At 67.3% G+C, this 12328-nt stretch carries 11 protein-coding genes; 5 read left to right on the top strand and 6 right to left on the bottom strand.

Annotation, left to right across the window (positions count from 1 at the left end):
* Positions 1 to 27: 27 nt before the first annotated feature.
* From IPG63_06665 to speA, 3 genes are all read right to left on the bottom strand, one after another.
* Complete coding sequence (locus IPG63_06665; protein MBK6726934.1) at positions 28 to 1416, bottom strand: PQQ-dependent sugar dehydrogenase; 1389 nt, start codon at positions 1414 to 1416, stop codon at positions 28 to 30.
* Positions 1417 to 1490: 74 nt separating this feature from the next.
* Complete coding sequence (locus tag IPG63_06660) at positions 1491 to 2360, bottom strand: NAD(P)-dependent oxidoreductase (GenBank protein MBK6726933.1); 870 nt, start codon at positions 2358 to 2360, stop codon at positions 1491 to 1493.
* Positions 2357 to 4243 carry an arginine decarboxylase gene (gene speA, locus IPG63_06655; GenBank protein ID MBK6726932.1) on the bottom strand — a complete coding sequence of 629 codons (1887 nt, stop codon included), beginning with the start codon at positions 4241 to 4243 and terminating at the stop codon, positions 2357 to 2359. The genes IPG63_06660 and speA overlap by 4 nt, the downstream gene beginning before the upstream one ends.
* Positions 4244 to 4413: 170 nt before the next feature.
* Here speA and speE point away from each other — a divergent pair, with 170 nt between their 5' ends.
* Complete coding sequence (gene speE, locus IPG63_06650; protein MBK6726931.1) at positions 4414 to 5268, top strand: polyamine aminopropyltransferase; 855 nt, start codon at positions 4414 to 4416, stop codon at positions 5266 to 5268.
* 19 nt (positions 5269 to 5287) lie between these two features.
* On the opposite strand, the gene IPG63_06645 is transcribed toward speE, so the two are convergent.
* Positions 5288 to 5626, bottom strand: a complete 339-nt coding sequence (locus IPG63_06645; protein ID MBK6726930.1) for a P-II family nitrogen regulator — start codon at positions 5624 to 5626, stop codon at positions 5288 to 5290.
* Between the two features lie 167 nt (positions 5627 to 5793).
* Between IPG63_06645 and IPG63_06640 the strand changes: the two genes are divergently transcribed.
* The 4 genes from IPG63_06640 to IPG63_06625 all read left to right on the top strand — a co-directional run bounded on the left by IPG63_06640 (position 5794) and on the right by IPG63_06625 (position 9008).
* Complete coding sequence (locus tag IPG63_06640) at positions 5794 to 6033, top strand: accessory factor UbiK family protein (protein MBK6726929.1); 240 nt, start codon at positions 5794 to 5796, stop codon at positions 6031 to 6033.
* Positions 6034 to 6229: 196 nt separating this feature from the next.
* A complete protein-coding gene (locus IPG63_06635; protein ID MBK6726928.1) occupies positions 6230 to 7744 on the top strand; it encodes a YifB family Mg chelatase-like AAA ATPase in 1515 nt (504 codons plus the stop codon).
* Between the two features lie 74 nt (positions 7745 to 7818).
* On the top strand, positions 7819 to 8223 hold the full coding sequence (locus IPG63_06630; GenBank protein MBK6726927.1) for a GFA family protein: 405 nt from the start codon (positions 7819 to 7821) through the stop codon (positions 8221 to 8223).
* Positions 8220 to 9008, top strand: coding sequence for a DNRLRE domain-containing protein (locus IPG63_06625; GenBank protein MBK6726926.1), 789 nt, complete (start codon positions 8220 to 8222; stop codon positions 9006 to 9008). Before IPG63_06630 ends, IPG63_06625 begins: the two co-directional genes overlap by 4 nt.
* On the opposite strand, the gene IPG63_06620 is transcribed toward IPG63_06625, so the two are convergent.
* Positions 8968 to 10731, bottom strand: a complete 1764-nt coding sequence (locus IPG63_06620) for an acyl-CoA dehydrogenase family protein (GenBank protein ID MBK6726925.1) — start codon at positions 10729 to 10731, stop codon at positions 8968 to 8970. The genes IPG63_06625 and IPG63_06620 overlap by 41 nt on opposite strands.
* Before the next feature lie 58 nt (positions 10732 to 10789).
* Positions 10790 to 12328, bottom strand: coding sequence for a DUF1501 domain-containing protein (locus tag IPG63_06615; GenBank protein MBK6726924.1), 1539 nt, complete (start codon positions 12326 to 12328; stop codon positions 10790 to 10792).

The following is a 12328-nucleotide window of genomic DNA, read 5'->3' as shown; positions in this document are numbered from 1 at the left end:
CGCATGTCACACAACTGTGCTGGGCGATCATTCAAACCCATTCGCAAACAAGATCGACTCCTGGATGCGGTGCACGCTGCCGCCCGCCGCCACATAGACGCGACCGCCTTCGTCCTCGCCGAATCCGGCCACGCCGCCGCCCGGGTTCTCCCACAGCTGGCTGGCCCAGACGCCAGGTGCGGTCTCCCGAGCCAGGAAGATCTCGCTGGTGCAGTAGTCGCTGTACACGTAGGTGCCCTGGAAGAACGTCGCCGGCCCGCGGTAGCGATAGCCGCCGGTGATCGAGCAGCGACCGGCGCTGTGCGAGTACCAGAGGATCGGGGCGATGGCGCCGGCGAGCCCGCAGGGCGTGCTGCCGGAGCCGCTCACGTAAGGTCCCTCGCAGACCTTCCAGCCGTAGTTGCGCCCGCCGGCACTGCCCGCGGCTTCGAAGTCCACTTCCTCGGTCGAGCCCTGCCCGACATCGCCGATCAGCAGATCTCCGGTGGAGCGATCGAAACTGAAGCGCCAGGGATTGCGCAGTCCATAGTCCCAGGTCTCGTCGCAAGCCGACTGCGGGTCGGCGCCCGCGAACGGATTCGCCGGACCGCCCATCGGGTTCGGGATCGCGTAGAACGCCACCACGTCGCCGCTGGTGCCGCCGGTGCGCTTGCCGCACAGGCCATTGGCATTGGCGGCGGTGGTGTCTCCATCGATGTCGATGCGCAGCATCTTGCCCAGCAGCGCGCGCGAGTCGGGATTGCCGTTGGCCAGCGAACTGAAGTTGGAGTCGGCCGAGCAGCCGCTGGTGCCGTCGTTGCCGGGCAGCTGGCTCGGGCTCAGCGTCTGGCCGCGGTTGCAGGGATCACCGCCGGAGCCGCCATCGCCCATGCCGATGTAGAGATAGCCATCCGGACCGAAGGCGATGTCGCCGCCGTTGTGGTTGCTGAAGTCCTGATCGATGCGCAGGACCACGCGGCAAGTGTCGTAATCGGTGGTGTTGCCGGTGGCGGTAAAGCGCGCGATCAGCGTATCGCCGCGGCTGTCCGAGAAGTGCACGAAGAAATACTGGTTGTCGACGCCGAAGTCCGGGTGGAAGGCCATCCCGAGCAGACCGCGCTCGCCGCTTGCGCCAGAGAATCCGAAGGAAGCCGATGACACGCCGGCGACGGCGCAGACCCCGAGGTTGCCCGAACCGGAGGTGATGTCGAAGAACGGCGTCGGTTGCAGGGCGCCATTGCCATCGGCCCAGCGGACCACGCCGCCCTGCTGCACGAAGAAAAGGCGGTTGGACCCGTCGCCCGCATTGCGAACCGCGAGCACACCCGAAAGTCCGGTCTGCACCTCGACCAGTTCCATGCCGTCGCCAAAGGTCTGGGCCTGCGCCCAACCGGTCAGTGCCAAGCCGAGGCCTAGCCCCAGGATCACGCTGCGCATCGTTCTGCTCCGTCCGAAATCGAGCCGATAGCGTAACCTTTCTTGACCTCGCTGCCGTGCGCCGCGTCGCGCTCTCAGCGCTGGCGCTTGAGCCGGATCAAGGCCGAGGTGTCCTCGTCGGCTCGGCCCTCGGCCATCAGCGCCGCATAGTTCGCCAGCGACAGGTCGATGAGGTCGTGGTTGACGCCGGCCGCGAGCGCAAGTTCGCGCACGATCCTGAGATCCTTGTGCAGCAGACCGAGCTTGAAGCCGGGTGCGAATTCGCTGCGCAACATGGTCGCGCCGCGCTTGTCGAGGAACCAGTTCGCGGCCGCGCCGGCGCCGATTGTCGGCAGCAGCTTGTCGGCGGAGAGCCCCAGGGCCTCGCCGAGCGCGAGACCTTCGCACACCGCTTGGGCGATGCCGGCGACCAGCACCTGGTTGACCGCCTTGGTGTTCTGGCCGGCGCCGACCTCACCCATCAGGGTGATGCGTGCCGCGAAGGTGTCGAGCGACGCACGCACGCGCTCGAGCGTCTGCGCATCGCCACCGACCATCACCGACAACCTGCCGTTGCGCGCGCCTTCGACACCACCCGACAGCGGCGCGTCAAGGAAATCGGCGCCGACTGCGCGCAGCAGCTCGGCCGCCTTGCGCGCACTGGTCGAGGCGATGGTCGAGGTATCGACGAGCACGAAGCCGGGCTTCGCCTTGGCCGCCAGCGCCGCGGCCAGACCGAGCACGTCCGCGTCCGCAGTCACGCAACTGATCACGACATCGCAATGTGCCGCGAGCTCGCCGGCATCGGCCAGAGCCAGCACGTCGGCCTGTTCCGCCGCAAAGCGCTGAGCCTTTTCATGGCTGCGATTGGCGACCGCGACCAACAGACCGGCGCGATACAGGTGCCCGGCCATCGACCAGCCCATGGCACCGAGGCCGACAAAACCAACACGAAGCGTGCTCATGCGTGCGGGGTCTCTTCGAGATAGGTGTAAGCCGTCAGGCCCGCCTCGAGATCGGCGGCGATACGTTGCGCGAAGCCGGCATCGACCTGCGCCTTGGCGACCTTGGCCGCAAAGGCGGCGCGCAGGTCGTCGGCGGCGAAGCCGACATACCCGAGCACGCGGTCGCAACTGTCGCCGCGGCGCGCGTTCGACAACTTGAACCCGCTGCCGTCGACGCGCACGTCGACGGTGTCGGTGTCGCCGAACAGGTTGTGGATGTCGCCGAGCGTCTCCTGGTAGGCACCGACCAGGAAGAAGCCAAGGCGGTAACTCTCGCCGGCACGCAGCGCATGCAGCGGCAGGCTGGCATCGACGCCTTCAGAATCGACGTACTGGTCGATGCGCCCGTCGGAGTCGCAGGTGAGGTCGGCGATCACGCCGTGACGGGTCGGCTTCTCGTCGAGGCGATCGATCGGCACGATCGGGAACACCTGGTCGATCGCCCAGATGTCAGGCATCGACTGGAACACCGAGAAGTTCACGAAGTACTTGTCGACCAGCTTCTCGTTCAGCTCGTCCAGCGTCTCGCGGTGCGAGCGCTCGTCCGGCTTGAGCAGGCCACGCACGCGATGCGCGATCGCGTAGTAGAGCGCGTCGAGCGCGGCGCGTTCGGCGAGCGCGATCTCGCCGTGCGCGTACATCGCCTGGCCCTCGGCCAGGTAGTGCTGCGCCTCCTGGTACAGCTCGAGCGCCGGGCGAGTGTCGAGCGCGGCATGGATCTCGCGCAGGTGACGCATCGGCACCGACTCTTTCGCCGCGAGCGGCGGCACCCGGCCCTCGGGTGCGGTTTCGACTTCGCTGACATTCGCGATCAGCACTGCATGGTGCGCAGTCATCGCCCGCCCGGCTTCGGTGATGATGTGCGGCGCCTTCAAGCCATGCTCGCGGCAAGCGGCGGCGACCGGTTCGACGATGGTCGCGGCGTATTGTTCGAGGCCGTAGTTGATCGAGCAGAAGCTGCGCGAGCGCGTGCCTTCGTAGTCGACGCCGAGGCCACCGCCGACATCCATGTAGCGGATGTCGAAGCCGAGCTTGTGCAGTTCGACGAAATAACGCGAAGCCTCGCGCATGCCGCCAGAGATGTCGCGCACGTTCGAGATCTGCGAACCCATGTGGAAATGCACCAGCTTGAGCGCGTGGCGCAGGCCGGCGGCATCGAGGTCGTCGAGCAGTTCGGTCAACTGGCCCGGCGACAGGCCGAACTTGGCCTTGGCGCCGCCGGTGTTCTGCCACTTGCCGGCGCCAATCGAGACCAGGCGCATGCGCACGCCGAGCAGCGGATCGACGCCGAGGTCGCGCGCTTCCTCGATGACCAGCTTCAACTCGCTCGGCTTCTCGATCACGATGAACACGTCGAGGCCGAGCTTGCGCCCGATCAGCGCGAGGCGGATGTACTCGCGATCCTTGTAGCCATTGCAGATGACGATGCCGCCCTTGGACAGCGCCAGCACCGCGATCAGTTCCGGCTTCGAACCGGCTTCCAGGCCGAAGCCGTCGCCGCCGCTGGCCGCGAGTTCACCGGCGACGCTGTGGTTCTGGTTCACCTTGATCGGGAACACCGCGGTGTAACCGCCATCGAAGCCGGAATTGCGCATCGCTTTGGCGAACGCCGCCTGCATGCGCGCGCGCTTGTGCGACAGGATGTCGTTGAAGCGCAGCAGCAGTGGCAGCTTCAGGCCGCTCGCCTCGGCGGCGGCGACGACCTCGGGCAGGGCCAGCGCGGTGCCTTGCGGGCCCTGCGGCTGCACTTCCATGCGGCCTTGCGCATCGACATCGAAATAGCCCTCGCTCCAGTGCGCGATCGAATAGGTGTGCCGCGCCTGCGCCAATGTCCAACCGCCCATGTCCAGCACTCCCAAGCCGCGGCAAACCGGCCGCCCGGACCCCGCGGGGCGCGTAGTGTAACGGCCGTTTGTGAACGAACGGCAGCCTGCTTTCGCGCGACGGTGCGCGCTGCGGGCTTCCCGCTACAATCGCGCCCCCAAAATTCGAAACACCTCGCCCTGGAGTCGTCATGAGTCTCGATTCGACCTGGTTCTCGGAACCACACGATCTGTCGGGATCGGCCATTTCCTTCCGCATCAAGCGCAAGCTTGCCGAGGAGCAGACGCCGTTCCAGAAGATCGAGATCTACGAGACCAGCGACTGGGGCAACCTGATGGTGATCGACGGTTGCGTGATGCTGACGACGCGCGACAACTTCCTCTACCACGAGATGATGTCGCACCCGGTGCTGTTCACGCACCCGAGCCCGAAGCGCGTCGTCATCATCGGCGGCGGCGACTGCGGCACCCTGCGCGAAGTGCTCAAGCACCGCGAAGTGGAGTCGGTCGTGCAGTGCGACATCGACGAGCGCGTGACGCGCCTGTCCGAACAGTATTTCCCGGAACTCTGCGACGCCAACGCCGACCCGCGCGCGAAGCTGATGTTCGACGATGGCATCGCCTACATGAAGCACCTCGATGCCGAGTCGATCGACGTCGTGATCGTCGATTCGACCGATCCGATCGGCCCGGCCGCAGGCCTGTTCAACACCGCGTTCTACCAGAGCTGCCTGAAGGCGCTGCGCCCGGGCGGCATTCTGGTGCAGCAGAGCGAGTCGCCACTGGTGCATATGGACCTGACCAAGGACATGCGCAACGCCATGAAGAACGCCGGCTTCGCGCACCTGCGCACGCTGCCATTCCCACAGCCCTGCTATCCGACCGGATGGTGGAGCTCGACCATGGCGCGCAAGCACCTCGACCTCGACACCTTCCGCGAACGCGGTGCGGCGACCAAGCAGTTCGCCACCCGCTACTACAACGCCGACACCCACCGCGCAGCGCTGGCGATGCCGAACTTCCTCGGCGAGTTCCTCGGCGAATGACGCGCGCGGACGGCGGCGCCTAGAGCGCGTCGCCGTCCAGTTCGCCGGTGCGGATGCGCACCACACGGTCGAGTTGATAGACGAAGATCTTGCCGTCGCCGATCTTGTTCGTGTTCGCCGCGTGCATGATCGCCTCGACCGCGCGTTCGGCCTGGTCGTCGGCGACTGCGATCTCGAGCTTGATCTTGGGCAGGAAGTCGACCACGTATTCGGCACCGCGATAGAGCTCGGTGTGGCCCTTCTGGCGGCCGAAGCCCTTGACCTCGGTCACGGTGATGCCCTGCACGCCGATCTCGGCCAGCGCCTCGCGCACGTCGTCGAGTTTGAACGGCTTGATGATGGCCATGATCATTTTCATGCGCGTAACTCCCGGAAACGCCGCGAGCTTAGCGAAAGCGGCGTCGCTGCGGCGGCTGCCCGCGGGTGTCCACGCATTTGCGAAATTTCCTAGGCACAATTCAGATTCCGCCCGAGGCGGAGCGCATCGGGCGTTCCGTACTCTGACGGCCATCGAGGAGGTGAACCATGATCAATGTCCGCGCGATCGACGAGCTGGCCCAACGTCTCACGACGCTGGTGCCGCCGGGCTTCGACGCCGCCCGGGATGATCTGGCGAAGACCTTTCGCGCCACCCTGCAGTCCGGCCTGGAACGGCTGAACCTGGTGACACGCGAGGAATTCGACGTGCAGCGGCTGGTCCTGCTGCGCACCCGCGAAAAGCTGGAAGCGCTGGAACGGCGCCTGGCCCAGCTCGAAGCGGAATAGCGTTCACCTTGACCTCGGCCGTCAGCGGGCAGCGTCGACCTCCCCCGGGGTCGTAGGCGGAACGGACTCCGCCGCCCGCACTCTTGATGCCGCGTTCGCGCGGCATTTTTTTCGGGACGATGAGGCTCATGCTGCGCAGGATCGTTGGCCACAACACCCAGGGACGCTGCCCGGTCGCGCGGCGCGCTCCGCCAGCATGAGCCTCGCCACCGTCCATGCGCGCGCCGCGCTCGGCGTCGAAGCGCCGCGGGTCAATATCGAAGTGCACCTGTCCGGCGGCCTGCCCGGCACCAATATCGTCGGCTTGCCCGAAGCCGCCGTGCGCGAGAGCCGCGACCGCGTGCGTTCGGCCCTGCTCAACGCCAGCTTCGACTGGCCGCAACGGCGCATCACCATCAACCTGTCGCCGGCCGACCTGCCCAAGGAAGGCGCGCGCTTTGATCTGGCGATCGCACTCGGCATCCTCGCCGCCTCCGGCCAGGTGCCGGCGGAGCGGCTCGACGAACACGAGTTCTACGGTGAGCTCGCGCTCTCCGGCGACCTGCGCGCGATCCACGGGCTGCTGCCGGCGGTGATCCAGGCGACCCGCAACGGCAAGTCGGTGATCGTGCCGACCGCCAACGCCGACGAGGCCGCGCAAGTGCCCGATGCCAGGGTCCACGCCGCCGACAATCTGCTGGCGGTGTGTGCCCACCTGCGCGACGAGCAGCGGCTGCCGCGCAGCGTCGCGCTGCCGGTGCCGCCCGCGCTGTCGAGCGCACCCGACCTCGCCGATGTGATCGGCCAGGCGCATGCGCGACGCGCGCTCGAGATCGCCGCGAGCGGCGGCCATAACCTGCTGTTCATCGGTCCGCCTGGCACCGGCAAGACCATGCTCGCCTCGCGCCTGCCCGGCATCCTTCCGCCGATCACCCACGCCGAGGCGATGGAGGCCGCGGCGGTGGCCTCGCTGTGCGGGCTCGATGTCACGCTGGCGTTATCGCGACGAGCATTTCGTTCGCCGCACCATTCCGCGAGTGCGGTAGCGCTGGTCGGCGGCGGCTCGATCCCGCGCCCAGGCGAAGCTTCGCTGGCGCACAACGGCGTGTTGTTCCTCGATGAACTGCCCGAGTTCGACCGCCGCGTGCTCGAGTCGATGCGCGAGCCGATCGAGTCCGGGCGCATCCTGATTTCGCGTGCCACGCGCCAGGCCGAGTTCCCGGCGCGCTTCCAGCTGGTCGCGGCGATGAACCCCTGCCCCTGCGGCTATGCCGGCGATGTCTCCGACCGCTGCCGCTGCTCCGCCGACCAGATCGCGCGCTATCGCAGCCGCGTCTCCGGCCCCTTGCTCGATCGCATCGACCTGCACGTGGAAGTGCCGCGCCTGCCGATCAGCGACTGGCGCGATGCCGGACCGCGCGAAAGTTCAGCGCAGGTGCGCGCACGCGTGCTCGCAGCGCGCGAACGCGCTCTCGCCCGCAGCGGCAACTGCAACGCGCAACTCGGTCCCAATGAGCTGAAGCAACACGCCGCACTCAGCGAGAACGAGCGCGCCCTGCTGGAACGCGCGGTCGACCGCCTCGGGCTCTCGGCGCGCGCGCACCAGCGCATCCTGCGCGTCGCCCGCACCATCGCCGACCTTGAATGCGCCGAGCAGATCGGCGCCGCGAACCTGATGGAAGCGATCGGTTATCGACGCCTCGACCGCCAGATCATCGTCGCCGCGGCGTAGTCGCCGGCGGGCCGCAGATTGCAGCGCGACAGCATTGGCGGCAGGCTTGGCCCATGTCCACGGGATCGACGAACATGGTTGCCGATGCGAGCGTGGTGGGTGGCTGCCTGTGCGGCGCCACGCGCTTCGAGTTCGACCTGCCGAGCAAGTGGGTCGCGCACTGCCACTGCACGATGTGCCAGCGCGCACATGGAGCGGCGTTCGTGACTTGGGTCGGCGTCGCCGAAGCCCAGTTCCGCTGGGTCGCCGATGCCACGCTGCGCTGGTATGCGTCGTCCGCCGAAGCGCAACGCGGCTTCTGCTCGCACTGCGGATCGCCGACCGCGTTCCGCTCGTCGCGCTGGCCGGGCGAGATCCATCTGGCGCGGGCGCTGATCGAAGGCTCGCTCGATCGCGATCCGCAGTTGCACGTCTGCCATGACACGGCGGTCGCGTGGGTGGTGCTCGGCGACAGCCTGCCGCGCAAGGCCGCGCCGTGAACGCGCGCCTCGCACTGTTCGCGGCGCTTGCGCTCGCTGCCGCCGGGGCGCGAAGCGAAACCCTCGTACTCCCGGCGATCGCCGACGCCACGCTGTACCAGCCCCTGGCCGGCGACCCAGAGACTGCCGACAGCCAGGGCCCGCACCTGTTCGTCGGGCGCATCGTCGCCGGCACGCGTCGACGCGCGCTGTTGCGTTTCGATCCGAGCGCATTGCCGGCGAATGCACTGATTCAATCGGCACGACTGGAACTCACGGTCTCGCGCACCACCAGTGGTCCCGTCGATGTCGGCCTGCACCGCGTCAGCGCCGCGTGGACAGAAGGATCGTCCAACGCCGGCACACCCGGTGGTCAAGGCACCATGCCCAGCATGGGCGATCCGACCTGGTCGCTGCGCGCGTTTCCCGCCGATCCCTGGACTGCCGCTGGCGGCGACTTCGCAGCGATCGCCAGCGCAACCCTCACGCTCGACGGCGAAACCCGCTACCTGGTGCCCGCGACTGCGCAAATGCTCGCCGACCTCGCGTCCTGGCGCGCGAACCCCGCCAGCAACCACGGTTGGCTGCTGCTCAGCAACGAGGCGCAGGTGCCGCCCACCGCCAAGCGTCTGGAATCGGCCGAGTCCTCCGATCCCGCCGCACGACCGCTGCTGGTGATCGACTACGCGCTGCCCACCGCACCGGTGCCCGGTCCGCGCAACCTGGCGCTGGCCGTGCTGATCCTCGCGGTCTTGCTTGCGGCGCTCAAATCACATCCCACGGATAGCTGCCGCGCTCCAGGATGAAGCCAGCCAGGGCTTCGATCTCGCCATCCTCGTTCTTCTCAACGCCGCGCACGTTGCGAAACATGCGCCGCCGCGCCTGCTTGGTGAACACCTCGGCGATCGCCAGCGCCTGCTCCGAGTGCGCATCACCAGCCTTGTCGAGCGCATCGGCGCGCGACAGCGTGCACAGGCCGACGAACAGGTCGATGGCGATGTCGGCGGCGCGCTTCTGCTGGTGCTGGTAGTCGGCGATGCCCCTGCCGTATTTTCGCAGCAGCACGTCGGAGACGCGCGCCAGTTCCACCGTGTACTGCTCATAGATCTTCGCGAGCTTCTGCAGCCGCGGATGCATCTCCCGCACGATGTGGTCGGTGCCGAAACCGGTGGCATGCGACAGGCGCCGCTGACCGTAGCCGCCGAGCACACCAAAGCCCTTGATCGGGTTGTTGAAGATGTCGCCGATCGCGGACTTCAGCTCGCTCAGGCTGGCACCCACGTCCTTCATGCCGGACAGCGCGATGTACAGGCGCAGGATCTCGTTGGTGCCTTCGAAGATCGACAGGATGCGCGAGTCACGCTGGATGCGTTCGTACGGGAATTCCTTCATGAAACCGTTGCCGGCGGCGATCTGCAGCGCTTCATGCGCGTGGCGCTGGATCGCGTCGGAAGCAAACACCTTGCTGATCGCGGCCTCGGTCGAATAGTCGCTGCAACCCGAGTCGATGTAGTGCGCGACCATCCACACCGCGCTCTCCGCAGCGAAGCAGTCCACCGTCATCTGCGCGATCTTCTCGCGCACCAATCCGAACTCGGCGATCGGCCGGCCGAATTGCTTGCGATCCTTGGCCTGCTGCGTGCTGAGCGCGATCAGCGTCTTCATGCCGCCAACCGCGCCGCCACCAAGCCCGGTGCGGCCGTTGTTCAAGATCGCCATCGCCACCTTGAAGCCCTTGCCCGGCTCGCCGAGCACGCACTCGGCCGGCACGCGCACGTCGCTGAACGCGACCGTGGTCGTGCTCGAGGAGCGGATGCCCATCTTCTGCTCGTGCGGCCCATGCGAGACCCCGGGCCAGCCGGCCTCGACGATGAACGCGGTCATCTTGCCGTCGGTGTCGTCGGTGCGTGCGAACACGGTGTAGAACTGCGCGATGCCGCCGTTGGTGATCCAGATCTTCTCGCCATTGAGGACCCACGACCCATCCGCCTGGCGCACGGCCTTGGTGCGAATCGAGGCGGCGTCAGAACCGGCGCCGGATTCGGTCAGGCAGAACGCGGCGATCATTTCGCCACTGGCGAGCTTCGGCAGGTACTTGGCTTTCTGCACCTCGTTGCCGAACAGCAATAGCCCCTTCATGCCGATCGACGAATGCGCGCCGATGGTCAGCGAGGTCGACGAATCATGGCGCGAAGTCTGCGACAACACGCGCGCATAGGCGGCGTTGCTGAGTTCCAGGCCGCCATGCGCTTCCGGAATGATCAGGCCGAACAGGCCCATGTCGCGCAGCTGCTGGATGAACTCGGCCGGCTGTTCGGCGGCCTCGTCCCAGTGCCGGAAATCGTCCTTGTGGCTGGTGAGGAAGTCGTCGATCGAACTCACCATCATCCCGAGCATCTCGCGATCGCGCTCGCGCATCTGCGGATACGGGAACAGGTTCTCCTCGACGATCTCGCCGAAGAACAGGTTCTTCGCCACGCTGACATTCTGCTTCAGTGCGCCGGCAACGGCGGGTTTCGGTTCGGCCATGACACGCTCCGGTTCGGGAGCCCGAGTGTCGGCCGGCACGACCGAGGCCGCAAGTCGCTCAAGGCAGGAACGGCAGGGTGTCGGGACTGAAGTTCACCAGGTTCGGGAACACCTGCTCCAGGTCGATGTCGGGCACGCCCATCCAGCGCGCGAGCGTGGCGGCGTAGGTGTCGACCGGCGTGGTCGGCAGGAACTGGCCGCGCGAGAAGCTGTCGGGGCCATCCAGGGTCTGGTTGGGGAAGGTGCCGTAGAACTTGCGCCCGGCCACTGCGCCGCCGAGCGCAAGCTGCACGCCGCCCCATGCGTGGTCGGAGCCGTTGCCGTTCGAGGACAAGGTGCGCGCGAACTCGCTCATCGTGAACAGCGTCACTTCGTTGTGCACGCCCATGTCCGACAGCGCTCGCCAGAACCAGGCCAGCGCCTGGTTGAGCCGCGCCAGCAGCAACGGCTGCCCGGTATTGCTCATCTGGGTGTCGTGGGTGTCGAAACCACCGAGGCGCACCAGAAACACCTGGCGCTCGTGGTTGATGCCGGCGCCGGAACCCGGTCGCGAGACCTTGATCATGCGCGCGACCATGCGCAATTGGTCGAGCAGGCTGTTTGAATAGTTGGTGCCGGCGACGGTGACCTGGGCGTCGGTATTGCTGGCCGAGGTCTGCTGATACGGCGTGGTCACCGTGCCGAAGCCGGTCAGCGCGGTGCTGATGGTCGCGGACAAGTCGAGCGAACGCGTGGTCAGCCGCGCGTACTCGTCGCCAAACGGATGCGGATAAGCAATCGTGAGCATCTGGTCGAGCGCCGCGCGCCGCGCCGACTGCAGGCCGCCGGCGGTGGCCGAGTAGTTGCTGAGGCTGGTCGCACCGCTGGTGGACATCTGGTACGGGTAGACGCCGTCGCCGACCAGGAAGCGCGAGCTGCCGGCGATGGAAATGCACGGCGCAAGCGACTGCAACTGGTTGCCGGAATCGACCCGCGAGGCGAGCTCGCCGCCCCAGCCATAGGGATGGTTCGGGTTGGTGCGCCCGAGGTGCCAGAGCGTGGTCTGGTCGTTGTGCGAATACAGCTGGGGCGGCCGCGGCGTGGTGTTGTAGGTGGCCTTGGTGATCGGTTGCACCAGGGTGCCGACGTTTACCAGCATGCCGAGCCGCTGCTGCGCGAACAGGCTGGCGAGTCCCGACTGGGTGGTCGACGATCCGCCCTGCGGCGTGAACGTGTAGTCGGCGCACTGCGGGTGCAGGCCGAAGCTGCTCGCGGCGAACCCATCGGGCGAGATCGGGCGCAGTGCAGCGAAATCGAGCGCCAGCCCGTCTGGATTGGTGCCGGCGTCGTAGAGCCCGCCGCGGGCGTCGCGGTAGGTGCTGTAGAGACTGCCGGGCCCGGTGCTGTCGCGCGGCACCAGCAGGTTCCAGGAGTCGTTGCCGCCGTCGAGGTACACGCAGACCAGGGCGCGGTAGTTGCCGAAGGCCTTGCCGCGCGGTACGGCGGCCAGGGCGCTGCCGACCAAGCCGAGCTGCGGCAAGAGGGCTCGCGCCGAACCGGCGGTGAGCGTGGCGCCAAGGCTGCGCAGGAAATCGCGGCGATCACGGGATTGGCTCAT

The organism is Lysobacterales bacterium, from assembly GCA_016703225.1.
In the GTDB taxonomy this organism is placed as follows: domain Bacteria; phylum Pseudomonadota; class Gammaproteobacteria; order Xanthomonadales; family Ahniellaceae; genus JADKHK01.
Note: the sequence above shows the minus strand (reverse complement) of the source record. Positions and strands in the feature narration are given on the sequence as shown.

Bases quoted from the DNA above. Each gene is read 5' to 3' on its own strand.
- IPG63_06665 (MBK6726934.1), bottom strand. From the start codon at position 1,416: ATGCGCAGCGTGATCCTGGGGCTAGGCCTCGGCTTGGCACTGACCGGT.
- IPG63_06660 (MBK6726933.1), bottom strand. From the start codon at position 2,360: ATGAGCACGCTTCGTGTTGGTTTTGTCGGCCTCGGTGCCATGGGCTGG.
- speA (MBK6726932.1), bottom strand. From the start codon at position 4,243: ATGGGCGGTTGGACATTGGCGCAGGCGCGGCACACCTATTCGATCGCG.
- speE (MBK6726931.1), top strand. From the start codon at position 4,414: ATGAGTCTCGATTCGACCTGGTTCTCGGAACCACACGATCTGTCGGGA.
- IPG63_06645 (MBK6726930.1), bottom strand. From the start codon at position 5,626: ATGAAAATGATCATGGCCATCATCAAGCCGTTCAAACTCGACGACGTG.
- IPG63_06640 (MBK6726929.1), top strand. From the start codon at position 5,794: ATGATCAATGTCCGCGCGATCGACGAGCTGGCCCAACGTCTCACGACG.
- IPG63_06635 (MBK6726928.1), top strand. From the start codon at position 6,230: ATGAGCCTCGCCACCGTCCATGCGCGCGCCGCGCTCGGCGTCGAAGCG.
- IPG63_06630 (MBK6726927.1), top strand. From the start codon at position 7,819: ATGGTTGCCGATGCGAGCGTGGTGGGTGGCTGCCTGTGCGGCGCCACG.
- IPG63_06620 (MBK6726925.1), bottom strand. From the start codon at position 10,731: ATGGCCGAACCGAAACCCGCCGTTGCCGGCGCACTGAAGCAGAATGTC.
- IPG63_06615 (MBK6726924.1), bottom strand. From the start codon at position 12,328: ATGAGCCAATCCCGTGATCGCCGCGATTTCCTGCGCAGCCTTGGCGCC.